Origin of the sequence: Streptomyces sp. NPDC048057, assembly GCF_040653095.1 — a bacterium.
In the GTDB taxonomy this organism is placed as follows: Bacteria; Actinomycetota; Actinomycetes; order Streptomycetales; family Streptomycetaceae; genus Streptomyces.
Genome location: NZ_JBEZNF010000024.1, coordinates 77,261 through 102,908, shown reverse-complemented (window position 1 = coordinate 102,908; position 25,648 = coordinate 77,261). Strand labels below are relative to the sequence as shown.

Genomic DNA, 25,648 nt, shown 5'->3' with positions numbered 1-25,648 from the left:
GCTCCTCGCTCGGTTCTCCACCGCAGTCCATGAGTGCTGCGGTCGGCTCAGTTTAACGAGCGGTACCGCGCCGGCCCCCGGCACATCACATGCTGAGATACGCCGCTCACCTGGTGATCAGCCCCGCTCGGCTCACTACCTGCCCGGCGAACGGCCCGATACGCGACATGTGTGCGGCGTCACAGTGAGTGCGCAGGCCCCAGGGTCTTTCGTTTGGATCAGGCTGGGTGAGTGAGCGGGCTCTGGTGTCGTGGATCGCAAGGCGGAGGACGGGGGTACTCCCCCACCGCTTCGCGTGGGGGCACCCCCACCCGTGCCCGCAGGGCACAGGGGGCCATTCGCGACCGACGACAACGCGGAGTGGGGGCACCTCCCGGGCCGAAGGCCCAGGGGGAATGGTGCCAGGGCACGCGAGCCCAGCAAGATCCGAACGAGAGGCCCTAGCTGGTGCGCAGGCCGAGCGGTGCGGCGATCTCGGCCGCCATCACCTTGCCGGCCTCCTCCGCCAGCGCCTCCTCGGTCAGGTCCTCGTCCGTGTCCAGGCCGTCCAACTCCTGGAGCGGCTGGTCCAGCCGGACGTGGGAGACCAGGGACTGGAGGGCGCGCAGGGTCGCGGACGCGGTCGGCCCCCAGTTGGAGAAGTACGAGAACTGCCACCACCACAGCGCCTCGGTGGTCCGGTCGCTGCGGTAGTGGGCGAGGCCGTGCCGCAGGTCCGTGACGATGTCCGCGAGGTTGTCCGAGATGCGGAACGCCACCGGGGCCTTCCGCGGCTCGTACGGGTCGAAGACCTCGGAGAACACGTCCACCGGGTCCAGCAGCCGGGCGAAGCGTTCCCGCAGCTCGTCCACGTCGGGCTCGGGGCCCGTGTCCGGCTCGTAGCGCTCGTCGGGGACGATGTCCTCGTGCGCGCCCAGCCGGCCGCCGGTGAGCAGCAGCTGGGAGATCTCCAGCAGCAGGAACGGTACGGCGCTGTCCGGCTCGTCGCCCTTGGCGACCTCGGTCACGGCGACGATGAAGGACTCGATCGAGTCCGCGATCTGGACCGCGAAGTCGGCCGGGTCCTGGTTCACGGCGTGCAGCATGGCGTCAGACATCGAGAAGTCGTCTCCCCTCGAAGGCACGCCCCAGCGTGACCTCGTCGGCGTATTCCAAGTCTCCCCCCACGGGCAGACCGCTGGCCAGCCGGGTGACCTTCAGCCCCATCGGCTTGATCATGCGTGCCAGGTATGTGGCGGTGGCCTCGCCCTCCAGATTGGGGTCCGTGGCGAGGATCAGCTCGGTGACGGCGCCGTCCGCGAGGCGGGCCAGCAGCTCCCGGATCCGCAGGTCGTCGGGGCCGACGCCCTCGATGGGGCTGATCGCCCCGCCGAGCACGTGGTAGCGCCCCCGGAACTCCCGGGTCCGCTCGATCGCCACGACGTCCTTCGACTCCTCCACCACGCAGATCACGGCGGGGTCGCGGCGCGGGTCGCGGCAGATGTTGCAGTGCTCCTGCTGGGCGACGTTCCCGCACACCGCGCAGAAGCGCACCTTGTCCTTCACTTCCAGCAGCGTCTGGGCGAGGCGGCGCACGTCCGTCGGCTCGGCCTGGAGGATGTGGAAGGCGATCCGCTGCGCGCTCTTGGGACCGACGCCGGGCAGCCTGCCCAACTCGTCGATGAGGTCCTGGACCACGCCTTCGTACAACGGACTGCCTTTCCTCCGGCTCGGGTCGTACGACTCCTACGGCTCGTACGGTAGTGGCTGAACCGCCCAGTTCAGAAGGGTTCAGCAGGGTACAGAAGGGGCCAACGGGCCGGACGGGCCCGCAGAAGGCCCGGCGACGGGCTCAGAAGGGCAGGCCCGGCATGCCGCCGAGACCCTGGGCGAGCGGGCCGAGCTTCTGCTGCGCGAGCTGCTGGGCGTTCTCGTTCGCGGCCTGGACGGCGGCGACGACGAGGTCGGCGAGGGTCTCGGTGTCCTCGGGGTCCACCGCCTTGGGGTCGATCACCAGGGCGCGCAGCTCGCCGGAGCCGGTCACCGTGGCCTTCACGAGGCCCCCGCCGGACTGGCCCTCGACCTCGGTACGGGCCAGTTCCTCCTGCGCCTGCGCGAGGTCCTGCTGCATCTTCTGGGCCTGCTGGAGGAGCTGCTGCATGTTGGGCTGGCCACCACCGGGGAACACGGTCACTCCTGGCACGTCGACGACACTTGCGCGTACTTCCACGGGCAGCACCGCTGCGGCACCGCTCCGGTAGCGAGCCTACGTGGTCGGGCACCGGGGCGCCGGGTCGGGCGGAGATCGCCGCCGCCGGGCGGCGGGGACCCGTTCGAGGGACTAGGCTGCGGGGCCTCTACCTGATCAAGGCCGTTCCGGGGACGGAAATACCGGGATTTCCACCACACGGCCCAGCATTCGACGGTAAGAAGTGGTTGCAGACAGTGCAGTGCAACATGCAACGGATACGGACGCGTAGAGGAGTGCCCCGGTGAGCCAGCCGGAGATGCAGCCCGGGGGGCCGGCCCGGGAGGAGCGGGGCGAGGTGCCGCGCGGCGATCTGACCGGCCGGCCCTTCCCGCTGGGCGACTGGGGCGAGCCGGCGGACCGGCTCGACGAACTGTTCCGCTGGGTCGAGACCGCGGCGCTGCGCACGGTCGACTGGTACCTGGCGGACCGCCGCTGGAAGCGGCGCACCGGCCGCGTGCTGCGCATCGGTACGGCCCTGGGCACCATCGCCGGCGCGGCGCTCCCGCTGCTGGACGTCACGGGCGTGGTGGACGGCGCCGCGGGGTGGGGTTACGTCTCCCTGCTCCTGGGCGCGGCCTGTCTGGGGTGCGACCGGTACTTCGGCGTGACGGCCGGGTGGATGCGGAACATGGCGACGGCGCAGGCGGTGCAACGGCGGTTGCAGACGCTCCAGTTCGACTGGGCGGCGGAGAGCGTGCGGGAGGTGCTGGGCCCGGCGGAGGGCACGGCGAGCGAGGCGGCGGAGCGGTGCCTGGGGGTGCTGCGGAAGTTCTCCGAGGACGTGCAGGAGTTGGTGCGGGCGGAGACGGCGGACTGGATGCGGTCGTTCCACGGGGGTCTGGACGCGTTGGTGCTCCAGTCGACGGCACTGCCGCCGCTGGGTGGGGCGGGTGGCGCGGGCCGCCCCGGGGAGCCGGGTGCGCCCGCGCGGCCGGGCCTCCCCTCGACCCGCCCGAACATGCCCCGCCAACGCCCGCCGGAGCGTCCGTAACGCTTCTGTCCGCTGCGCGACGGCAGTTCGTCCGCGCCCTGCCCTGCCCCGGGCGACCACCCGCCGTGCCCCTGCTGAAGCGTTTGCCCCTGCGGCCCGGTGGTGGGCTTGTCGCGCAGTTCCTCCCCCTGTGCCCTGAAGGCGCGGGGGGGACCCCAGCGCGCCTGAAACCCCTTCCACCTGCGGTCCGCGCAGACCACCGCAGCCACGAGGCAACGGCGCGGGTGTCAGGGGTTCAACCCTGCGGAGTCGGGCTCGGTGGGCGGTGGAGGTCGCGGGTTTCCGGGCGGGGGTGGAAGCCCGCGGACCGGTACGTGGCGACCGCCGGCGCGTTCGCGCTGGGGGTCGCCACGAGCGCACTCGACGCCCCCATCGCCCGAAGCGCACCCGCCGCCGCCAGCGTGACCGTCCTGCCGTGACCGCGCCCGCGGTGCTCCGCGTGGACGCCGACCGGTTCGAGGAGGCCGGGGCGTCCAGGGCCGGCCGACCAGACCGTGGCCACGGCGACCGCGTTGCCGTCCGCGTCGTGGGCGAGCAGGCAGCGCGCGTCCTCGTACGGGAAGCCCGTCGCCATCGCGTGCCAGCGCTCGGAGGTGAACCTCGGGCTGCCGAACGCCGACCGGTGGACCTCGGTGAACACGTCCACCCGCTCCGGGCCGACCGTCTCGACCCAGACGCCCGGGTCCTCCACCGGCGCCGTCAAGTCGCGACGCAGCGGCGTCCAGGGCTCGTCCGCGCGCCAGCCCGCGCCGGACAGCACGTCCAGGAGCACCGCGTCCCGCGGGGCCTCCACGTTCGCCTCGCCCGCGGGCAGCACCCCGCGCTCCGGCGCGGTGGCGTCCGCGGCCAACTGCCGCGCGAGTTCCTCGTCGCGCCGGACGTCCGGCGCGGTCGTCAGCCGCAGCAGCCGGGGGCCGTCCAGCAGCCCGACGGCCAGGATCCGACCGTTGCGGCGCCACGTCCTGACCGCCGCGACGGTCGTCTCCGCGCCCGTCCGCCAGTACCAGCCGATGTCTCCCGGGTGGAGCTGCATCGGCGCTGCGTCGTCCTGCCACTCGCTCAGCGCGGCCACGGCCTCGCGCAGCCCGTCGATGCCCCGCTCGTCCGGCGCGTCCAACATGATCACCATGTCCCGATCACACACCATCGCGCCGGCGGACCGCATCCGGTTTCCCGTCGGGCGGACGGTGGAGCCGGCCGAAGCGGAACCAGGTCCTGTCTCACGGACCACGCCCTAGCTGAAGAGGATCATGGAGCCTTGGCCCAGGCTTCGGGTGGCTGCGGCGTGGAGGCCGAGCCAGACGTGGCGTTCGCGGGCGAAGGGGCTCTCGTCGTACGGGACGGGGGCCGCCGGCTCCTCCAGGGCCGTGCCGCGTTCCGGCGGGCGGGGCGCCGGGGGCGGGTTCGCGGGGTCGATGCCGATCGCGGGGGCGACGTACTCCAGTTCGCGCAGCAGGCCCTGGCTGGAGCCCAGCGGGCCGCCGCCGGCCAGGAGTTCGTCGTTCGCCAGGGGCGCGGCGAAGTCGACCGGGACGTACGCGCCCGCGTGGTCGTAGTGCCACACCAGGTGGGACTGCTGCGCGGTGGGCTCGAACATCTCCAGCAGCTGCTCGTAGTCGCCGCCGAGTTCGTCGACGGGCGTGACCGCGAGGCCGCAGAGCTGGAGCAGGTACGCCCGGCGCAGGAAGTGCAGGGCGTCGTAGTCGAACCCGGCGACCGGGGCCACGTCCCCGGAGAGCCCCGGCATGTACGCGAACACGGGCACCGTGGGCAGGCCCGCCTCCGTCAGTGCCTTGTCGTACGAGGCGAGCTCTTCCGCGAAGGGGTTGTCGGGGCTGTGACAGAGCACATCGACGAGGGGGACCAGCCACAGGTCACATGCCAAGGGACGCTCGCTCTCCAACGGGGATGCGTCGTACCAGCGTAGGTGTCGGCGGGGCGGTGGCGAAGGGGCAGTGGCGAGGTAGGGGTTACGGACGGGGGGCGCCCGGGGGGTCGAGGTCCCACACCAGCACTCCCCCGACCCACTGCCCGGGCCGGCCCAGCAGGCGTTCCACGGTGGTTTGCAGCGCTTCTTCGTTGTACTGGGGCGGCAGCACGACCACGCCCGCCTTCCACGACGCCAGGTCGACGCGGGCTTGTTCTCGTTCCGCGGGGCCGATGTCGGGGACGTCTCCGCTGCCGCGGACGTCGTCGAGGAGGGCGGAGGTGCGGGTCGGCGCGACGCCGTAGATGCCGACGTCGTCGGGGCCCCAGGGGCCGTTGAAGTAGCCGCCCGCGATCGGGAAGTCCAGTTCGGTGGAGGACTGCCAGTACAGCGCGTCCGCGGCGCCCGGGTTCGGCAGCGGGACGATCGCCAGCGACTCGCCCGGGCCGAGGTACGTGCGGTACAGACCCTCGGTGATGAAGGCCGGCACCTCGGCGCGCTCGCGCACCGGGTAGGGGGTGGGGACGACGGGCAGCAGCGCCGCGGCGACGGCGACCAGGCCCGCGGTGCGGAAGGCCCGGGCGGACCCGTCCGACAGCCGGTCGACGGCGAGGGCGACGAGCATGCCGAACAGCGGTGCGCAGATCAGGGCCGTACGGGACTCGATGACGGCCTCGAAGAGCGGCGCCTTGCCGAGCAGCGCCCAGGGGCCGGGGAAGGAGAGGTCCATGAAGGGGACGTGCACGTCCTTGCCGAGGGAGAGCAGCGCGGCCCCGGCGGCGGTGAGCGCGAGCGCCCGGACGAGGGTGCGCCGCCACAGCTGGACGACGACCACCAGCGCGAGCACGAGCAGCGGCCAGCCGTAGAAGGCGTTCTGCTCGGTGCGGTTCATCGCGAGCGGGTCGGCGACGGCGTCCGTGCCGAAGAGCGAACGGCCGGCGAACTCGACGAAGGCCCGCGGGCTGTTGAAGGTGTTCGACCCGTGCATGACGTCGGAGTAGCTCTGCGGGCCGAAGAACTGCCAGCCCAGCGGGAACGCGACCAGCGGCAGACAGACGGCGAGGGCCCAGCCGAGCCCCTGGAGCAGGGGGCGCCAGCAGCGGCGCGCGGCGTCCCGGTCGAGCAGTGCGTAGCAGGCGGCGAAGAGCAGCATGCCCATCGCGGCGAGCAGCAGCGGCTCCTCGCCGAGGAAGATCTGGTACGTGGCGAAGAGGCCGAGGAGCACCCCGTCCCGGACGACGGCCCGGCCCTCGCACAGCCGCAGCGCCCGGTCCAGGATCACCGGGATCATGAAGAGGACGAGGAAGTTGGGGTGCGCGTTGCCGTGCGAGATCATCGGCGGCGCGAAGGCGGCGACGGCCGCGCCGAGCACGGCAGCCCCGCGGTGGGCGACCAGCCAACGGGCGAGCAGCCAGTACCAGGCGAACGCGGTGGCGGCGAGGCCGAAGGTCAGCACCAGCGCCCAGGTGACGGTCGGCCCGAGGAGCAGCGTCACGGGGGCGAGCGGCACGGAGAGGCCGAGCATCACCGTGTTCGCCATCAGGTTCACGCCGTCCGGGTGGCCCTGGAGGGTGGTGAACAGCGGATTGCGCAGGTTGGCGACGTTGTCGGCGGTGACGGCGAAGAACCACTCCCACTGGTTCTGGTCCTGGCCGGCGTCGGCCAGATAGCCGCGGTCGAGGTCCTGCCACAGGTTCTGGTAGAGGACGAACGAGGCGACGCAGAACAGCAGGGCGACGAGCAGGTGTGTGCGGCGGGCGGCGGCGCGCGGCGCGGTCTCGCCGTCGAGCGCCGGGGCCGCGGCCGGGGTGGGGACGCCGGTGGCACGTGCGCTGCGGGCGGTGCGGACGCGCAACCGGACGAGTTCGCCGAGGACCCGCCCGTAATCCAGCGGGCGCACCTTGGAGCCGGAGCGGTGCGACCAGTTCACCGGCGCCTCGACCACCGGCCAGCCCGCGCGCTGGAAGTGCCGCAGGATCTCCACGTCGATCGCCCAGCCGTCGAGCTGCGACGCGGCGAAGGCGGTGCGCGCCCGGTCGCCGTCGAAGAGCTTGAACCCGCACTGGGTGTCGTGGATCCCGGGGACGGCGGCCAGCCGTATCAGCCGGTTGCCGGCGCGGCCCAGCCACTCCCGGCCGCGCCACTGGTGGACGTCGATCCGGGAGTCCGGGTGGGCGCGGGAGCCGATGGCCGCGCAGACGTCGTCGGCGGCGAGCAGCTTGTCGAGGTGGTCCAGCTCCTCGATGGGCGTGGCGAGGTCGGCGTCGGTGAGCAGGACGCGCCGCCCGTACGAGGCGAGCACGCCGCTGCGCACGGCGTGGCCCTTGCCGCGGTTGCGGGGGCTGGTGATGACGTGGATGCGGGGCTCTTCGGCGGCGGCCTCGCGCGCGACGCGGACGGTCTCGTCGGTGGAGCCGTCGTCGACGACGATCAGCTCCCAGACGCCCCAGCGCTCGGGTTCGGCGTCGAGGTGGGCGCGGATGGCGTCGAGGGTGGGGCGGAGGCGGTGCTCTTCGTTGTACGCGGGGACGACGATGCTGAGGCCGACGTCGCTGGTGGTGCGGGGGTCGTCGGCAGTGCGGGGGGCGTCGGCGGGGGTGGGCGGCTGCGGTTGCGGCTTCGCCTGTGACTGCGATTGCGATTGCGATTGCGACTGCGGGCTCATGAGCCGATCCGTTCGTCCAGCCGGTCCGCCCAGGAGAGCGAGAGTTCGGTGTAGCCGCACAGCACGTCGCGCGCCTCGGTGATCTCGCCCCTGACGAGCGCGTCGACCAGGTCCTCGTACCGGCTGAAGAGCCAGCGCCGGCAGTCCGCCTCGCCCTTGAGGTGCGGGACGGCGAACACCCAGGTCTGCACGCGTAGCTGATGAAGGAAGTCTGAAATGTAGCGATTGGAGACTATCGTCCCGAGTTCATGCCAGAACCGCAGGTCGTAGCCGATCAGGATGTCCAGGTCCCCGCTGCGGGCGGCCCGGCCCGCCTCCTCGGCGCGACGGCGCACCGGCACGACCGCGCTGGCGTTCACCTGCGTCCGCCCCAACCGCTCGGCGTACTGGATGATCCCGTCGACGACCAGCGACCGGGTCTCCACCATGTCCCGGTAGTCGGTGACGGAGAACTGGTGCACCCTAAAGCCGCGGTGCTGGTCGGATTCGAGCAGCCCCTGCGCGGAGAGGTCGACCAGGGCTTCGCGCACGGGCGTCGCGGAGACGCCGTACTGGTCGGCGATCTGCTTGACCGTGAACTCCTGCCCGGGCTGGAGGCGCCCGGCCAGCACCTCGTCACGCAGTGCGTCCGCGATCTGTTGTCGCAGCGTGCTGCGGGTGACAGAGGTGCTGCCGGGACCGGGCATCGATGGCTTCTCCTTCGCCAGGGGCTCCCGACACGATAGGCCAGCGAGGAGCGCGGAGCGGATCACGGGAGTTCGGGAGAGAGGGGAGCGCAGCGGTGGGCGAGGTCTTCGAAGCGGCGTACGGGGACGAGGTGGCCGACGGCCCGGGCACGGCCTTCGGCGACCGGGCTGCGGAGGTGCGCGCCGCGTACGCCGGGCTGCGGCAGATCCGGCAGGTCACGGGCGCGGTGCCGGCGGCGTGGGAGCGGAACCAGCCGACCCGCGCGGTCGCGATCACCCTGGAGGCGTCGGGCCTCCCGCCGTCCGCGCTGGACGCGTCCGGCGCCCGCGTCGCCACGGGTTACCGCGTGACCCCCGGCGACCGCCCGCACGTCGTCCGCGTGGACTGGCTGGGCGCACCGGGCAGCGGCGCGACGTCCGAAACGGAAGGGAAGCTACGGGAGTGCGCCGGGGTGCTGGAGGGTTCGGGCGGCTGGGAGGTGCTGGTGTACCGGGCGGGACGGGGGAGGTGGTTCCTGGAGGTGGAGATCCAGCGGCCACCGCGGTGAGCTCACGGCGGACGACCGGGGCTGCGGCCTGGCGCACGGGCCGCATGTGCCTGGAGGAACCGATGGCGCGGGGCTGCGGCGGGTGTGTTCGGGGGCACGGGAGGTGGAACTGCGCGAACAGCCCACCACCGGGCCCCATGTGCCAAGGCTGCGGCGGGGATGTCAGGGGGCGCGGCCCGCAGGACGCAGGGCAGGGGCAGCCCCCCGCCCAGGTTTCCGTCCGCGCCGTCGCCGGACGGCACCGCGGGGGCCACACGACCGGGCGGATTCATGTCGGGTCGCTTGACCCCAGGGGAAGTTCTCGGTTGACGGCACGAGGGGTGACGGCGACAAGAGCCGGCCGCGCCCGCGCAACCGCACCCGCCGCCGCCTGGAAACGCCGCACACGCAGCACACACCGCAGCGTTCAGCCCAGGTCGCCCGCCCGCACCGCCCCCGGTCGGCCGCCGCACTGATGTCCGCGCATCCGCCGCCACCCCCGTCCGACGGGGAAGACGGGCGCTGACGCCCGCCCTTCCGCCGGAAGGTCGCACGCTGGCGCACGGCACCGGGGCCGTCCGAATCCGGCGTTGGAACACGGCGATGCCGCACTCCCCCGACGCGCCCCACTCGCGACCCGACCCACCGCACCGGCACGGCGGACGCGCATGTTCCTCTTGCCCGGGCGGGAGTTGCAGGTCATCGACCCGCACCCCACCCACCGGGCGGTTCCATTGGCGCCCCGGCGCGGCGGCGCGCGGCGCGCGCCCCCCGCTCGACGGCGGGCTCGGCCACGGCCGGCAGCGCACCTGCCCGCCGAACGTGCCCCGACAGGGCGCCTGTTGACTCCGGCCGCCCCCACCGACCCCCCTCCGGCACATCGTGCCCTGATGCCGCCCGTTGACACCTCCCCGAGAACACAGGCGGAGTAATCGTCGACGACGTCCTGTCCCGGATGTCAGCATGTGCACCATGGCGAACATCCCGTGGGGCGCGAACGCCCCCGTACCGACCGCGCCGTTGCGCCTGGCCGTGGGACACGCACTGTCCCCCGCGGTCCCGGCGTTCGACGCGCTCGTGCTGCTGCTGGACGCCGGCGGCACCACCCGCCCCGGCCGCGGCGACGTGGTGGCCGCGTCCCAAACCCCGCACCCCTCGGGCACGGTGGCGTACGCGGGTCGCACGGAGGGGAACGGTCAGGTCGCGGTCTGGCTGGACGTGAACCTGCCCGTCGTGGAGCCCGAGGTACAGCGCCTCGTGGTGGTCGCCGCGGTCGAGGGCACCGCCTTCGGCGCGGTGCCGGGGCTGTACGTACAGGTGCAGGGGTACGACGGCGTGCCCGTCGCCCGTTACGACGTGATGAACGCCACCACCGAGACGGCGATCGTGCTGGGCGAGCTGTACCGGCGGGACGGCACGTGGAAGTTCCGCGCGGTGGGTCAGGGGTACGCCGGCGGGCTGGCCGCCGTGGCCGCGGAGTTCGGGCTGCCGGGGGCGGCGTCCCGGTTCCTGTCCGCGGTGCCCGCGCCCCCGCCGCCCCCGCCCGCCTTCCAGGCGCCCGCGTACCAACCCCAGGCCGCCTATCAGGCGCAGACCGGCTACCAGCCGTCGAACGGCTACCCCCCGCAGGTCGGTTACGCGACCCAGGGCTATCTCGCGCCGGTGCCGCAGCAGGTCGGGTCCCCGCGGCCACCCGTGTCGGGGCACTCGTACTCCCCCGGGCACCGCATCATCGACCCCGTCGCGCCCGTGCACCTGCCCGAAGGGGCCGTGCCCACGCAGGGGTACGCGCCCGCGGTCGACTACCAGACCGCCGCCTACGACCAGCAGCCGGCGGTGCGGAACGCGCCCGCCGCGGACGATCCGTTCGAGCGCTTCCCCTCCTTCGCGCCGCAGACCGTGCACGGCCGCGGTTACGGCACGGTCGCCTTCCCCGAGGGCTTCGCCCGCGGCCCGGTGATCCTGGAGGCGACGTACAACAACGACGACTGGGTGAAGGTGCAGCAGCTCAACCTGCGCCGCGAGCCCGGCTACGACCTGCTGAGCGAGTCCGGCCCCGCGGTCACCAGCCGCGCCCCGGCCGTCGCCCCCGGCACGTACGCCCTGTGCTTGAACGTTCTGGCGGGCGACGCCGACTGGTCGGTGACCGCGCTGCCGGTGTCGGCGGCCCGCCGGCTGCTGCCGGGGCAGCCGGTGCACGGGGAGTCGTACGACGTCCTCGCGTACGCGGGTCCGGACGCGGAGTTGGAGGTGGCGATCGAGGACGCGCCCGGCATGGCCGGCGGCTTCATCACGCTCGTCGCCATGTCGCCGCACGACATCGACGAGCCGGCGGCGGACTTCGAGGGCGTGGAGTTCCTGCTGTCCGGGGCGACCGGGCCGTTCCGCCAGACGGTCCGGCTCCAAGGTGGCACGCGGCTGCTGACCGTGCAGGCGACGGAGTGCCGCTGGTCGATCACGGCGCGGCCCACCCACTGACGGCCGGGACGGCGTGCGGGCGCCCCGACGGGGTCGGGGCGCCGGCTCTCAGGCCACGTACTCGTCGGCCACGGACAGCGCCGCGTCCAACACCGCCAGGCCCTCCTTCGCCTCGGCCTCGGTGACGGTGCACGGCGGGACGACGTGGGTCCGGTTCATGTTGACGAACGGCCACAGCCCGTTCTCCTTGCAGGCCGCGGCGAAGGCCGCCATCGGCCGGTTCTGCTCCCCGGCGGCGTTGTACGGCACCAGCGGCTCGCGCGTCTGCGGGTCGCGCACCAGCTCCAGCGCCCAGAAGACGCCGGTGCCGCGCACCTCGCCCACGCACGGGTGGCGCTCGGCGATCTCCCGCAACCCCGGGCCGAGCACGTTCGCCCCGAGGTCGGCCGCGCGCTCCACGACCCGCTCCTCGGCCATCACCTCGATCGTGGCGACGGCGGCGGCGCAGGCCAGCGGGTGGCCGGAGTAGGTCAGCCCGCCCGGGTACAGCCGGGTCTCGAAGGTGGCCGCGATCTCGGGCGAGATGGCGACGCCACCCAACGGCACGTACCCCGAGTTCACGCCCTTGGCGAAGGTGAGCAGGTCCGGTACGACGTCGAAGTGCTCGGCGGCGAACCAGGCGCCGGTGCGTCCGAAGCCGGCCATCACCTCGTCGAGGACGAAGACGATGCCGTGGCGGTCGCAGATCTCCCGCACCCCGGCGAGGTACCCGGGCGGCGGGACCATGATCCCCGCGGTGCCCGGGATCGTCTCCAGGACGATCGCGGCGATCGTCCCCGGCCCCTCGAAGGCGACGGTGTCCTCCAGGTGCCGCAGGGCGCGCGCCGCTTCCTCCTCCTCGGTGCCCGCGTGGAACGGCGACCGGTAGAGGAAGGGCGCCCAGAAGTGCACGACCCCGGCGGTGCCGTTGTCCGACGGCCAGCGGCGGGGGTCGCCGGTGACGTTCACCGCGGTCTGCGTGCCGCCGTGGTACGAGCGGTACGCGGAGAGCACCTTGGGCCGGCCCGTGTGCAGCCGCGCCATGCGCACCGCGTTCTCGACGGCCTCCGCGCCCCCGTTGGTGAAGAAGATCTTGTCGAGGTCGCCCGGGGTGCGCTCGGCGATCAGCCGGGCGGCCTCGGAGCGGGACTCGATCGCGAAGGCGGGCGCGAAGGTCGTGAGCTTCGCGGCCTGCTCCTGGATCGCGGCGACGACCTTCGGGTGCTGGTAGCCGATGTTCGTGTAGACGAGGGCGCTGCAGAAGTCGAGGTAGCGCTTGCCCTCGTAGTCCCAGAAGTACGAGCCCTCGGCGCCGGCGACCGCGAGCGGGTCGATCAGCCCCTGGGCGGACCACGAGTGGAACACGTGCGCCCGGTCCGCGGCGCGTACGGCTGCGCCTCGGGCGGGGTCCGGAGCGGGGCGCTGGGCGGGCGGCTGGGGAGCGTCATGAGGGGTCATGGGCGCCAGGGTAGGGAGGGGCGGGCGAGGACGAACAGGTACATGTTGTCTGGGGTGCGGCGGTGCGCCGCGTCGTTCTGTCCACCGCGTGCCCTGCGGTGCGCCCTGCGGGCGGCTCGGCGCACTGGCGACCCCGCCGTTTCCCTGCGGGCGCATCGGCCCCTGCGGGCCGGTGGTGGGCTTGTCGCGCAGTTCCCCGCGCCCCTGATGGGCCGACCTCCGCTTTTCGTCTGCGGGTCACGGACGGGGTTTTTAGGGGCGCGGGGAACTGCGCGAACAGCCCCCACCGGGCCGCAGAGACCACCGCACCGCAGGGAACACGGCGGGTTCGTCGGGGCCGCAGAGACCACCGCAGCCCGCAGGGGCACGGCGGCGGGGCCGCCACCTCGCCCCGCACCGCTCCCCCGCAGCGCAAGCGCCGCGCTACGGCTGGATGACCTCGATGACGAACATCTGGTTTTCCTTGGCGAGGGCGCAGTCCGACTGGACGATCGGCGCGCCCGCCGTCGTGCTCACGCCCCGAACGTCCAGGCACTTGTCGGCGAAGGTGCGGATCTCGTACCCCTCCAGGTTCTGCACCACCTCGAACCGCTGGCTCGGCGCCGCCCCGCACGCCGCGCCCACGATCCTCGCCCCGCTCTCCGCGCTCGCGTTCTTCACGTCCAGGCACAGCTCGGTGTCGAGGTTGCGGATCTGGAACAGCCGGCTGCCGGCGGGCAGGAACTCGAACTGCTGGTTCGCCAGGGACGAGCAGCTCTCCTGCACCAGCACGGCCTCCGCCGCCGCCCCCGGCGCTCCCGGCGTGCCCGCGCGCATCTCGAAGCACAGGTCAGCGAAGGTCTGCACGGCGTACAGCTCGGGCTGCGCCGCCTGCGCACCCGGCGCCGTCAGGAGGCCCGCCGCCACGGCGCCGGTCGCCGCCAGGCCCAGCAGCGACCTCTTCACCTTCATGCCCGCACGCACCGCACGCATAGGAACACCTTTCGGAATCGCGGGCGACCCGTTCGCCCCGCCCGCAAAGTGTTCGTCCGCACGGGGCCAAGGGAAAGGCACGACGGGGGATCTTCCCGCCAACGGATGAAAGCGGGATCGCTCCCGTTAACCCCGGTCATATGAACCGACCTTCATGCGGCCCTGACCAGGGTTGGCGGACGCACCGACGCGATCGGCGCCTATCCTCTTCCCAGCCAGCAACGCGGGACGGGTCGGGGGGATGGCGATGGAACAGCTCGCGCCGGGTGATCCGACCCGCATAGGCGCCTACCGGCTGCTCGCCCGCCTCGGCGCCGGCGGCATGGGCCAGGTCTATCTCGCCCGCAACGACCGCGGTCGCACCGTCGCGGTGAAGCTCGTACGGACGGAACTCGCCGCGCAGGAGTCCTTCCGCGAGCGCTTCCGGCACGAGGTGACCGCGGCGCGCAAGGTCGGCGGCGAGTGGACCGCGCCGGTGCTGGACGCGGACACGGAAGCCGCCGTGCCGTGGGTGGCGACGGGTTACGTCGCCGGGCCCGCGCTGAGTTCGGTGGTGACCGGGGCCCACGGCCCGCTGCCGGAGCGCACCGTGCGCATCCTGGGGTCGGGCCTCGCGCACGCCCTGCGGTCGATCCACGGCGCCGGGCTGATCCACCGCGACCTCAAGCCGTCGAACATCCTCATCGGCATCGACGGACCGCGCGTCATCGACTTCGGGATCGCCCGCGCCCTGGAGACCGCGACGGACACGGGCCTGACGCGCACCGGCGCGATCGTCGGCTCCCCCGGCTACATGTCGCCCGAGCAGGTCCGCGGCCGGCGGGTCACGCCCGCCGCGGACGTGTTCTGCCTGGGGTCGATCCTGGCGTTCGCGGCGACCGGGCGGCTGCCGTTCGGCGCGGCGGACAGCAGCGGTCACGCGGTGATGTACCGGATCGCGCAGGAGGAGCCGGACCTGACGGGCGTGCCCGACGGGCTCGTCGACCTCGTACGGGACTGTCTGCGCAAGGACCCCGCCGAGCGGCCGGACCCGGCCGACGTCCTGGCGCGCACGGCGACGGAGCCGAGCGCGGAGCCGTGGCTGCCGGGGGCGCTGGTGGCGGAGTTGGGCCGGCACGCCGTACGGCTGCTGGAGGTGGAGCACACCGGGCCGCAGCAGCGGGTCACGGCGGAAGCGGCGGCACGGTACGCGGCGTCCCTGCCGGCGCAGGCGCCTCCGGCCCCGGCCCACGTACCGCCGACCCACGTGCCTCCGACGCCCGTCCAGCCGTTCCCGGTGGTCGTCCAGGCGCCCACGCCGCCGATGCAGGTGTCCGCGCTGCCGCTCCGGGAGCCCACCGCGGCGGGTTCCGCCCCGCCGCCCCCGCGGGGGCCCCGTCGCCGGAAGGTGGTCAACGCCCTGGTGGCCGTCGCCGCGGTCGTGGGCCTCGCCGCGGTCGGCGGCGTGCTGTACGCCGCGTACCCCGACTCCAACCCCGGATCAGGCTCCGACTCCGGAGCCGACGACGCCTCAGGATCCGGCCCGGACGGCGGGGCGGTCGACGGGGAGGACCGGGCGTCGCCGCAGGCGTCCGCGAGCGCCCCGCCCGCGGGCGGCGGCACCGGCGGCGCGGTCCCTGATGCGTACCTCGGCACCTGGCGGGCGAAATTCGAAACCGCAGGCGGTCAGAACGACCGTACGATGACCATCACAGCCGGTTCGTCCGGCGAGAAGGTCATGGAGCTCACCGGCACGGGCCCCGACTACAGCTGCACGTGGTCGGCGGTCCTGAAGTCGGGTCGCACCCCCCTCGAACTCGGCCCCACGAAGGTCGAGTCCGGCGATCCGGCGAAGTGCTCCCCGGGGCAGTGGAGCCGTCTGGTGATGCCCGACGACGCCACCGTCATCCGGGAACTGGTCGGTTCCAGCGGAGCTCCGCTCCGCTACACCAAGCAGTAGCAGGCGGCAGCCGGCAGCTCCGGCGCCGACCTCCGTGACCGTCCCCACGCCGCAGATCCCTGTAACTCCGCTAGAAGGACCTGATAGTGCACAGAACCCCCGTCCGCAGGGCCGCCGTCGCCGCGTCCGTCGTCTCCCTCAGCCTGGTGCTCGCCGCGTGCGGCGGCAGCGAGGACGACAAGAAGGACAGCAAGGGCGACGCGAAGGGCTCGTCGTCGGCCGCCGCCCCCTCGGCGAAGGCGCTGACGCAGGCCGAGCTGGAGAAGCTCGCCCTGACCAAGGACGACCTGAAGGACCACGAGTTCAACACCCCGAAGGCGGCCGACCTCGCGAAGACGAAGGGCGCCACCTCGGACAAGCCGGAGTGCAAGCCCCTGTCCTCGGCCCTCATCGAGGGCGCCCCGGCGCCCTCCACCGCCGCGGTGATGCGCCAGATCATGCCGATGCCGGCGGGCTCGTCCACCGGCCAGACGGAGGAGCAGAAGGCGGAAGCCGCGCTGAAGGCGCTCAGCACCCTGTCCTTCACCGCCACCACGCTCAACTCGTACGAGGGCAAGGGCGCCGAGGACGCGATGGCGGCCCTCAAGAAGGCGGGCTCGGAGTGCGCCGGCGGCTTCAGCGTGTCCGCGGCGGGCGAGACGACCAAGGTCACGAAGGTGGCGCCGGCCACGTACAGCGGCGGGGACGAGGCGCTCGCCTACACCCTGACGATGGACATGGACGGCAAGCCATCCGAGACCCACCTCGTGACGGTCCGCAAGGGCTCCACGGTCGCGAACTTCTACACCCTGAGCATCGGCGGCAAGACGGAGCAGCCGAAGGCGATCGCCGACGCGCAGCTGAAGAAGCTGGGCTGACCCGTGCCCGGCCGGCCGCGAGGCCGCCGGCTCTGCTGGGCACTTCCCCTCGCTCCGGCAGCCGTGCACCACGGCTGCCGGAGCGAGGGCTTTCGACGCCCGCCCGCCGCGTCGCCCCAGGTCACCTCCAGATCGCCGCCGGGTCACCGTCAGGCCAGTCCAGGTCAGGTTTACGACGTGATAGGCCCGAATACCGCGAAGCGCCCTGGCTCGTCCGTCCGTTCGAGTAAGAAGGTCACGGCAACTCCGTCGGCTGCCCGCCGACCCGGGGCACGGCCCGAGGCCGTCCCTCCCGCCGCACCAGAACTCTCGAAGGAACCGAAGTGTCGAAGGTCCCCGTACGAAGAACTGCCGTCGCCGCGTCCCTGATCTCCCTGAGCCTCGCCCTCACCGCCTGCGGCAGCGCGGACGAGGAGAAGGACGCCAAGAGCGACCCGCAGGGCTCCCCGTCGGCCGCCGCCGCACCCACGGCGAAGGCGCTGACCCAGGCCGAGCTGGAGAAGCTCGCCCTGACCAAGACCGATCTCAAGGACCACGACTTCAAGGAACCGGAGCCGGGTGACGCCCTGAAGCCGGGGAGCGCCGTCGCGGACAAGCCGGACTGCCGGCCCGTAGCCGCTGCCGCCACCGAGGGCACGCCCGCCACCGCCGTCGCCCAGGTGACACGCATGGGCATGCCGGTGCCGAAGACGGCCCCGACGCCCTCCGGCGCCTCGACGGACCAGAAGATCGAAACCGGGCTCAAGAACGCGGCCGACTCCCTCGACAGCGCCACCATGACCTTCACGACGCTCAGCTCGTACGACGGCACCGGCGCGGCGGACGCGATGGCGGCCCTGAAGAAGGCGGCCACGACGTGCGCCGACGGCTTCACCGTGACCGTGGGAGGCGACAAGACCAAGATGGCGAAGGTGACCCCGGCTGCGTACAGCGGCGGGGACGAGGCCCTCGCCTACACCCTGATGATGGACGTCGACGGCGAGCTCACCGACACCCACCTGGTGACGGTCCGCAAGGGCGCGACCATCGCGAACTTCTACACCATGCTGATCGGCGAGAAGGCGACGCCGTCGACGGCGATCCCGGACGCGCAGCTGAAGAAACTGGGCTGAATCAGGGCGGCGGCACCGCCTAGAGTGCGCCGATGGACCCGAGCGCACTTCACGGTTCCGGCGCCGCCGCACCCGCCGCACCGACCGTTCCGACGAACGTCGTGGGCCTCGCGCCCGAGTTCACCGACCCGCTCTGGCGGATCGCCGTCCGCCTCGCGCCCGTGGAAGTCGAGCTGCTGCGCACCGGGCCGTTGCGGCGGCTGCACTTCGTCACCCACGGCGGTGCGTCGACGCTGACCACGCTCCAGTCGTACTCCCGGCTCGAACACACCCTCGGCGTCTTCGCGCTGGTCGCGCACTTCCGACCGGACGACGAACTCCTTCGCGTCGCCGCCCTGCTGCACGACATCGGGCATCTGCCGCTGAGCCACACCTTCGAGGGCGTGGCCGGGCTCGACCACCACGCCATCGGCGCACGGCTGCTGCACGAGGACCCGGTCCGGCCGGTGTTGGAGAAGTACGGCGTCTGCGTGGACGCGGTCGCCGCGGTGCTCGGGAACGAGCCGGTCTCGCCGCTGACGAACCGTGCCGGCGGCCTGTTGAACCTCGACCATCTCGATTCGTACGTACGCAGCGGCCGGGCCGCCGGGCGACTCGACATGGATCCGGCGGCGCTGTTGGGCCGGCTGGACGTCGTGGACGCCGCGGTCTCCACCGACCGCGCGACCGCCGCGGTCCTCGTCGGCCTGGTCGCCGCGGAGGCGCGGCTGCACACCGCGTGGGACAACGTGGGCCCGGTGTCCGTACTCCGCCGGCTGGTGGTCCGGCTGCTCGACGACCCGGCCGCGCCGAGCCCCGAACGGCTCGCGCGGATGACCGATCCACAGCTGTGGACGACGCTGGACGCCTGCGCGGCCACGCGGGAGGAGAGCGCGCGGATCCGCTACGAGCCGCATCGGCTGGAGGTCACGACGGGCAGGACGGAGCGGGACGGGTGGGACGGGTGGGGCTTCGCCCTGCGCAAGATCTACCGTTCCGCACCGCTGGTGGCCGGCGCCCGGCTGGAGACCTCGGCCCCCGACCTGGCCGCGGAGCTGGCGGCGTTGGGCACGCTCCCGCTCGCGTTCCGCGTCCGCTGGACCTGACCGTCCAGCGCCCCCTTGCGTCCCCCCGACCATCGGATCGCCGTCTCCGGGAAGCCCATCTGGCAGTCCCGGCCGGTTCGCCGCCGAGGCCCGGGGCTCACCCCGGACCGCTCGCGGACGGCCAGGCGTCCCGTTCCACCAGGTCCAGGACGAGCGCGGCGATGTTCCACGCGTCGTCCTCCCCCGAGTGGTGCCGTCCTTCGAGCGGCAGTTCGGCGATCTGGAGCGCCTGCGCCATCCCCGGCCGGCGGCGCAGCCCGTACGCCTCGGTGAAGACGGCCTTGGCGTTGGTGTGCAGCCGCTCCGGCGGGAACCCGAAGGGGTACGTCACCGAGTCGGCGCGGGCCTGCCGGACGAACTGCCGGCGGTCGTAGTCGCCCCAGCTCGTCCAGGACCGCCGCCCCGCCGCGTGCTCTTCGACCAGGATCCGGCACGCCTCCGCGAAGCTCACGCCCCGCGCCACCTCGTCCTGCGTCAGCCCGGTCAACTCGCGACAGAACTCACTGACCACGGACCGCGTGGGTCGCACCAGCACCCGGTGCCGGGAGACGCGGCGCCGCTCCCGCACGTCGACGACCGTCAGCCCGATCTCGATGATCTCGCTGACCGAACCCGGCGGCGGCTGCCCGTCCCAACAGGTCGCTTCGACGTCGATGACGTTGAGGAGCGCCGCGTCGGTTCGCATGCGCCGAGGGTAGGCCGCGCCACCGCGGCCGGGCATCCGGGTTTTCGACGGGCGGACACCCCAACGGGTCCGCGTCAGCCAGGGTTGTTCCCCGCCGAGAGCTGTTCCTGGCCGGGTACGGGCTGCACCACCGCGCCCGAGCCCCGCATCCGCGACGCATGGGTACCGCAACGAGTTCGTGCGATGCTGGATGCGTTCCAAGCAAAGGCGATTCAACGGGGGTTGATGAGTCGTGGGTTACACGATTCCAGAGGGCGTCGACACGATGTTGGACGTCGTGGGCGTGGGCTGGCCGAACGTCGACGAGGACGCGTACCGCGACATGGCGGACGCCCTGCGGGAGTTCGCGACGGACGCGGACGACGACGCCGGCACCGCCCACGGACACATCCAACGTCTGCTGTCGACCGGGCAGAGCGAGTCCCTGACGGCGCTCGACAAGCACTGGAAGAAGGTCCAGGGGAAGAACAAGGACCTCGCGGGCGCGGCCCGCATCATCGCCGGGGCGCTCGACCGGGTCGCGGACATCATCGTGGCGCGGAAGATCGCGGCCGTCGGTGAGTTGGCAGACCTGTGTGCCACGGTCGGGATCGCCCTGGCGGCGGCCCCGTTCACCATGGGACTCACCACCCTCCTCGCCGGTGGGAAGATCGTCGCCACCCGGATCGCGTTCAAGAAGATCCTCAAGGAGATGGCGGAGGCGGCGGTCGCGGAGATCACCGCCACCCTCACCCAGCCCGCCGTGGCCGCGCTGGAAAGCATCGTCACCGATCTGGCGATCCAGACCGCGATGGACGTGACCGGCGCGGACGGCAGCACCCAGATCAACTCGGCGGGAGGCGGCGGCAGCGGCCCCGGCGGGACCCTCGGGATCGATCACGACGCGCACGGCTCGACCGGCAGCAGGCTGGCGAACGTCCAGGTGTCGATGGACGGCCGCGCGAAAGGCAAGATCGACAAGGCCAAGGGGCACCACGGCCGCGCCAAGGGCAAGGACTCCCTCACCGCCGTCCTCGACGGCACCATCGAAGGCGTCGTCGAGAAACTCATCAAGGGCCACAAGCACCTCGGCGACCACGTGGGCAAGAAGCTCCCCGACGCCCTCGGGCAGAGCTCCAAAACCCACCGCAACACCGACAAAGACATCGACGACCGCATCAAAAAGATCACCGGCAGCGGCAAACGCGACGACGACGACCTCACCAACAAACGCACCAACCCCAGCGACCCCGCCCGCAAACACCCCGACGACACCCGCACCAAACCCAACTCCCTCAACGGAGCGCAGCTCAACGCGCGGGCGAACAGCATCCCGCCGTCGAAGCGGACCTGTGAGACCGACCCCGTCGACGTCGCCACGGGTGAGATGCAGCTCGCGCAGACGGACCTCTCGCTGCCCGGCGTGCTCCCGCTGGTGTTGAGCCGTACGCATCTGTCGGGGTACCGCTACGGGCACTGGTTCGGCCGCAGTTGGGCCTCCACCCTGGACGAGCGCATCGAACTCGACCCGCGCGGCCAGGGTGCGCTGTGGGCGCGCGACGACGGCACCGTCCTGCTGTACCCGCGGCTGCCGACCCCCGACGACCCCGACGGCGTCCTCCCGCTGGAGGGCGAGCAGTTGCCCCTCACCCACGCCGGCGTGGCCGGCGACGTCACGACCTACGCGGTCACCGACCCGCAGTCGGGCCTGGTCCGCAGCTTCTCCGGCAGCCCCTACCACGCCTCCACCGCGTACTGGCTGACCGAGGTCGAAGACCGGCACGGCAACGGCATCACCCTCCACCGCACGCCCGACGGCGCCCCGACCCGGGTGGTCCACGACGGCGGCTACCACGTCGCCCTCACCACCCGCAGCGGTCGAGTACACGGACTGTCCCTGCGCACCCCCGACGGCCCCGTCACCGTCCTCACCTACGGCTACGACCACGACGGCAACCTTGACGCCGTCACCAACTCCTCCGGGCTGCCGCTGCGCTTCGGCTACGACACCGACGCCCGCATGACCTCGTGGACCGACCGCAACGACTCCACCTACCGCTACGCGTACGACCCCGCCGGCCGCGTCACCCGCACCGTCGGCCCCGACGGCTACCTCTCGTCCTCCTTCACGTACGAACCCGTCCCGGACTCCACCCACACGGTCACCCGCTACACGAACGCGCTCGGCGCCACGACCGTCTACCGCGTCAACGACCGGCTCCAGGTCGTCGCCGTGACCGATCCCCTCGGGCACACCTTCCTGACCGGGTACGACGCCGACGACCGCGTCGTGTCGGTGACGGACCCGCTGGGGAGGACGGCGCAGGTCGCCTACGACGGGGCGGGCCGCCCCACCGCCGTGACGAGGGCGGACGGCCACCGCACCACGGCCGAATACACCCGCCTCGGCCAACTCGCCGTCCTCACCGAACCCGACGGCGCCACCTGGCACCACGGCTACGACGGTCAGGGCAACCGCGTCTCGCTGACCGATCCGGCCGGCGAGACCACGGAGTTCACCTACGACGGGCGCGGCGGTCTGACGTCCGTCACCGACCCGGTGGGGCGGACGATCCGTGTCGAGCGCAGTCCGGCGGGGCTCGCCACGGCGATCACCGACCCTGCGGGATCGACGACCCGCCAGGAGCACGACCCCTTCGGCCGTCCCTCGACGCTCACCACCCCGCTCGGCGGCCCGACGCGGCTGGCCTGGTCGGTCGAAGGTCGACTGGTCGCCCGTACGGGTCCGGAGGGAAGCACCGAACAGTGGACCTATGACGGCGAGGGCAACTGCGTCACGCACACCGATCCCCAAGGGCGGGTGACGACCTACGAGTACACGCACTTCGACCTGCCCGTCGCGGTCGTCACACCCGCCGGCGTTCGCCACACGTACGCGTTCGACGGCGAACGCCGGCTCACCCACGTCACCGATCCCCTCGGTTCGACCTGGACGTACCGGTACGACGCAGCGGGACGGTTGACGGGTGAGACGGACTACGACGGCAGCTCCAGCGGCTACGCCTACGACCCGGTCGGCCAGCTCACGTCCCGGACGAACGCCGCGGGCCAGGAGACCACCTACGGCTACGACACCGTCGGCAACCTCATCGAGAAGTCGGTCGACGGGGCTCGGATCCGTTACGAGAACGACCCGTGCGGACGCCTTCTGCACGCGACGGGCCCCGACGCGGCCCTGACGTTCTCCTACGACCCCGCCGGACGCGTCGTCGGCGAGGCCGTCGACGGCCGGACGCTGAGCACGGCGTGCGACCCGTCAGGGCGACGCACTCGGCGCACCACCCCGTCCGGCACGGTGACGACCTACGCGTACGACGACGCCGGCCAGCTCGCGACGCTCACCGCGGCGGGCCGCGCCCTCGCCTTCGAGTACAACGCCACGGGCCGCGAGGTGCACCGTCGGATCACGGACTCCCTCTCGCTGACGCACACCTGGGACACCGCCGGCCGGCTGACCGAGCAGACCCTCCTCTCCCCCGCATCGCCGGACCCGCTCCAGCAGCGCACGTACGCGTACCGCGGCGACGGCCCCGTCACCGCGGTCACGGACCGCAACGGGGAGCGTACCTACACCCTGGACGAGGTCGGGCGCGTGACGGGGGTGAGCGCCCCGGGCTGGACCGAGACCTACCGTTACGACGAACGGGGCAACCAGACCTTCGCCGACTGGCCGGCCTCGCACCCCGGGAACGAAGCGCGGGGTGACCGCTCCTACCGGGGAAGCCGCCTGGCCCGGGCGGGGAACGTCCGCTACGAGTACGACGCCCAGGGCAGGGTGGTGCTCCGGCAGAAGGCACGGCTCTCCCGCAAGCCCGACACCTGGCGCTACGAATGGGACGCCGAGGACCACCTCACCGCGGTCACCACGCCCGACGGAACACGCTGGCGCTACCGCTACGACCCCCTGGGCCGCCGGATCGCCAAACAGCGCCTCGCCCCCGACGGGACGACCGTCGCCGAGGAGACCCGGTTCGTCTGGGACGGATCGACCCTCGTCGAGCAGACGACGCACCTCGACGGAGTCCCCGAAGCGATCACGCTCACCTGGGACCACAGGGACTACACCCCACTGACCCAGATCGAGACCAAGGCACTGGCCACCGCGCCGCAGGAGGTCATCGACCAGCGGTTCTTCGCGATCGTCACCGACCGGATCGGAACGCCCACCGAACTCGTCGACGAGGCGACCGGCGCCGTGGCCTGGTACACCCGGTCCACGCTCTGGGGCGCCACGGTGTGGAACAGCGACGCCACCGCGCACACGCCCCTGCGCTTCCCCGGCCAGTACTTCGACCCCGAGACCGGCCTCCACCACAACTACTTCCGGCACTACGACCCGGAAACCGCCCGCTACCTCACCACCGACCCCCTCGGGCTGGCCGCGGCCCTCAACCCGACCGCCTACGTCGACAACCCGCTCACCCTCTCCGACCCCCTCGGCCTCGCGCCCTGCGACGAAGCCGACGTGTCCTGGGGCGGACGCGTCATCTACGGCACCCCCGGTCCCGGAGGCCGGGCCACCACCATGCACGCCACCATCGGGCTGGACATGACCGGAGGCAGGACGAACCCGTCGGCGAAGGTCCCCGGCTACCAGAAGTACAAGAAGCTGAACAAGACCCACCTGCTCGGAGCGCAGATCGGGGGCTCGAACAAGGACGCCCGGAACTTCGTCACCATGCACCGGTACGCGAACAGCCCGGTGATGCGGAAGATCGAGGACCAGATCCGCAAAGCCGTCGACGACGACAAGGAGACCATCCAGTACACCGTGAAGCCGGTCTACCGGACCGACGACCCCACCGACGTCGTGCCCGTGGCGCTGACCATCGAGGTCTACGGCAACAAGGGTTTCCAGTTCGAGCCCTACGAAGGCGGCAGCCGCACCAACGAGATCACTATCCTGAACGTCCCCAAGCCGGCCAACCGGTAGATCGCCACCAGAACCGGAGAAGCAACCCGTGACCCACCCGTCCGTCACCCGGCTCACCCACCTCGTCCCCCCGCCGGAGGACCGTCCCGCGGCTCCGGACTGGCAGCAGGTCGAAGCCGCCCTGGAAACCGCGCTGCCCGACGACTACAAGCAACTCGTCGAGGCGTACGGCGGCGGAGTGTTCGACGAAACCATCTGGCTCCTCGAACCCGGCTGCGTCGACACCGACTACGACCTCGTGGCCCAGACCAGCGAACGCGCCGCAGAGCTGGCGGAGTTGTGGGGTTCGGGCGAGCCGAAACCCACCGAGGTCGAGAGCCCCGACGCCGCCAGGCTCATCCCCTGGGCCTACGTCGAAGGCAGCGGCGCCTACCTGTACTGGCTGGCACGACCGGACCAGGCACCCGCCGAGTGGTCCGTCATGCTCAACGAAGGCCGCGGTCCCGCATGGGAGCGACACCCCCAAGGGTGCGCGGACTTCGTCGTCGGAATCCTCACCGGCGAGATCCAGAGCTTCTACTTCGACGACTTCCCGCCCCCCAGCCACGCCTTCGACCCCAACAGCGAAATCCTCTGAGCGGCACCACGCCGGCCACGCCGGTCACGCCCCGTTGACGACCACGAGGCGTGAACTCCACGTCCGCCTGAGCCCGGCACACTGCGTGAACCATGCGCTGGAGTACGGTGCTGGAACCGACGTGCCAGGGGAGAGGCATTGGATACGAGGGTTCGCACTGGGGAACGGGTCGCAACAGGTAGCAGGTCGCTCGCCCACTGTCCGGACCGTCGATGAGCGCCCGCTCTTGGTTCGTGGCCTTCTGGGCGGTGTTATGCGTCGGCGGGCTCATGGCCACCACGCTCCTGAACGGCGAGAGCCGGGCGCCTGGGAAACCGGCGCCCTCCATCAGGCCGCCCCTGAAGGTGGATTGCGAGCTGCTGGCACTGTGGATTGCGGAGGACAAGGCCCTCGCGGAGGCCGCTCGGCAGTCCGACAAAAGATCCGGCATTACTCATCGCACGTACGGAGTGCCGGAAGAGTGCGCGGGTCACATGTGAGGTTCCCGTGCTCCCGATGGCCCCGGGTGAGGGCTGCGCTCCCGGGGTCTTCGCCGAGGTCACGCTCG

General features: G+C 72.3%; 19 protein-coding genes. 9 read left to right on the top strand and 10 right to left on the bottom strand.

Annotated elements, in window-relative coordinates; genetic code table 11:
- Positions 1–440: 440 nt before the first annotated feature.
- From AB0E05_RS26720 to AB0E05_RS26710, 3 genes are all read right to left on the bottom strand, one after another.
- Positions 441–1,097 (bottom strand): DUF5063 domain-containing protein, encoded by a 657-nt coding sequence (locus tag AB0E05_RS26720; protein WP_361967884.1) that lies wholly within the window; start codon positions 1,095–1,097, stop codon positions 441–443.
- On the bottom strand, positions 1,090–1,689 hold the full coding sequence (gene recR, locus AB0E05_RS26715; protein WP_361967882.1) for a recombination mediator RecR: 600 nt from the start codon (positions 1,687–1,689) through the stop codon (positions 1,090–1,092). The genes AB0E05_RS26720 and recR overlap by 8 nt, the downstream gene beginning before the upstream one ends.
- A 142-nt stretch (positions 1,690–1,831) precedes the next feature.
- Complete coding sequence (locus AB0E05_RS26710) at positions 1,832–2,167, bottom strand: YbaB/EbfC family nucleoid-associated protein (protein ID WP_361542918.1); 336 nt, start codon at positions 2,165–2,167, stop codon at positions 1,832–1,834.
- Positions 2,168–2,471: 304 nt separating this feature from the next.
- On the opposite strand from AB0E05_RS26710, the gene AB0E05_RS26705 reads away from it, so the two are divergent.
- A complete protein-coding gene (locus AB0E05_RS26705; protein WP_361967880.1) occupies positions 2,472–3,221 on the top strand; it encodes an SLATT domain-containing protein in 750 nt (249 codons plus the stop codon).
- A 235-nt stretch (positions 3,222–3,456) separates the two neighbouring features.
- On the opposite strand, the gene AB0E05_RS26700 is transcribed toward AB0E05_RS26705, so the two are convergent.
- The 4 genes from AB0E05_RS26700 to AB0E05_RS26685 all read right to left on the bottom strand — a co-directional run bounded on the left by AB0E05_RS26700 (position 3,457) and on the right by AB0E05_RS26685 (position 8,499).
- A complete protein-coding gene (locus tag AB0E05_RS26700) occupies positions 3,457–4,350 on the bottom strand; it encodes a GNAT family N-acetyltransferase (RefSeq protein WP_361967878.1) in 894 nt (297 codons plus the stop codon).
- A 105-nt stretch (positions 4,351–4,455) separates the two neighbouring features.
- Complete coding sequence (locus AB0E05_RS26695) at positions 4,456–5,106, bottom strand: hypothetical protein (protein WP_361967876.1); 651 nt, start codon at positions 5,104–5,106, stop codon at positions 4,456–4,458.
- Positions 5,107–5,191: 85 nt separating this feature from the next.
- Positions 5,192–7,813, bottom strand: a complete 2,622-nt coding sequence (locus tag AB0E05_RS26690) for a dolichyl-phosphate beta-glucosyltransferase (protein ID WP_361967874.1) — start codon at positions 7,811–7,813, stop codon at positions 5,192–5,194.
- Positions 7,810–8,499 carry a GntR family transcriptional regulator gene (locus AB0E05_RS26685; RefSeq protein ID WP_361967872.1) on the bottom strand — a complete coding sequence of 230 codons (690 nt, stop codon included), beginning with the start codon at positions 8,497–8,499 and terminating at the stop codon, positions 7,810–7,812. The genes AB0E05_RS26690 and AB0E05_RS26685 overlap by 4 nt, the downstream gene beginning before the upstream one ends.
- A gap of 95 nt (positions 8,500–8,594) precedes the next feature.
- Between AB0E05_RS26685 and AB0E05_RS26680 the strand changes: the two genes are divergently transcribed.
- Together AB0E05_RS26680 and AB0E05_RS26675 are read left to right on the top strand one after the other, a co-directional pair.
- Entirely contained in the window at positions 8,595–9,047 is a 453-nt protein-coding gene (locus AB0E05_RS26680; protein ID WP_361967870.1) for a hypothetical protein, read from the top strand.
- A 951-nt stretch (positions 9,048–9,998) separates the two neighbouring features.
- Positions 9,999–11,504 carry a TerD family protein gene (locus AB0E05_RS26675; RefSeq protein ID WP_361967868.1) on the top strand — a complete coding sequence of 502 codons (1,506 nt, stop codon included), beginning with the start codon at positions 9,999–10,001 and terminating at the stop codon, positions 11,502–11,504.
- Between the two features lie 48 nt (positions 11,505–11,552).
- On the opposite strand, the gene AB0E05_RS26670 is transcribed toward AB0E05_RS26675, so the two are convergent.
- A complete protein-coding gene (locus AB0E05_RS26670; RefSeq protein WP_361967866.1) occupies positions 11,553–12,941 on the bottom strand; it encodes an aspartate aminotransferase family protein in 1,389 nt (462 codons plus the stop codon).
- 423 nt (positions 12,942–13,364) lie between these two features.
- Positions 13,365–13,913, bottom strand: coding sequence for an RICIN domain-containing protein (locus AB0E05_RS26665; RefSeq protein WP_361967864.1), 549 nt, complete (start codon positions 13,911–13,913; stop codon positions 13,365–13,367).
- A gap of 247 nt (positions 13,914–14,160) precedes the next feature.
- Here AB0E05_RS26665 and AB0E05_RS26660 point away from each other — a divergent pair, with 247 nt between their 5' ends.
- The 4 genes from AB0E05_RS26660 (at position 14,161) to AB0E05_RS26645 (ending at position 18,906) form a co-directional block, all read left to right on the top strand.
- Positions 14,161–15,852 (top strand): serine/threonine-protein kinase, encoded by a 1,692-nt coding sequence (locus AB0E05_RS26660; RefSeq protein WP_361967862.1) that lies wholly within the window; start codon positions 14,161–14,163, stop codon positions 15,850–15,852.
- A gap of 86 nt (positions 15,853–15,938) precedes the next feature.
- On the top strand, positions 15,939–16,709 hold the full coding sequence (locus AB0E05_RS26655; RefSeq protein WP_361967860.1) for a hypothetical protein: 771 nt from the start codon (positions 15,939–15,941) through the stop codon (positions 16,707–16,709).
- A 323-nt stretch (positions 16,710–17,032) separates the two neighbouring features.
- The gene (locus tag AB0E05_RS26650) at positions 17,033–17,821 is read left to right on the top strand and encodes a hypothetical protein (protein WP_361967858.1); all 789 of its coding nucleotides are present in this window, start codon (positions 17,033–17,035) and stop codon (positions 17,819–17,821) included.
- A gap of 32 nt (positions 17,822–17,853) precedes the next feature.
- Positions 17,854–18,906, top strand: coding sequence for an HD domain-containing protein (locus tag AB0E05_RS26645; RefSeq protein ID WP_361967854.1), 1,053 nt, complete (start codon positions 17,854–17,856; stop codon positions 18,904–18,906).
- 97 nt (positions 18,907–19,003) lie between these two features.
- On the opposite strand, the gene AB0E05_RS26640 is transcribed toward AB0E05_RS26645, so the two are convergent.
- Entirely contained in the window at positions 19,004–19,591 is a 588-nt protein-coding gene (locus AB0E05_RS26640) for a 3'-5' exonuclease (protein WP_361967852.1), read from the bottom strand.
- A 232-nt stretch (positions 19,592–19,823) separates the two neighbouring features.
- On the opposite strand from AB0E05_RS26640, the gene AB0E05_RS26635 reads away from it, so the two are divergent.
- Positions 19,824–24,524 (top strand): RHS repeat-associated core domain-containing protein, encoded by a 4,701-nt coding sequence (locus tag AB0E05_RS26635; RefSeq protein WP_361967850.1) that lies wholly within the window; start codon positions 19,824–19,826, stop codon positions 24,522–24,524.
- A 28-nt stretch (positions 24,525–24,552) separates the two neighbouring features.
- The gene (locus AB0E05_RS26630) at positions 24,553–25,101 is read left to right on the top strand and encodes an SMI1/KNR4 family protein (RefSeq protein ID WP_361967848.1); all 549 of its coding nucleotides are present in this window, start codon (positions 24,553–24,555) and stop codon (positions 25,099–25,101) included.
- The last annotated feature ends 547 nt before the right edge of the window (positions 25,102–25,648 follow it).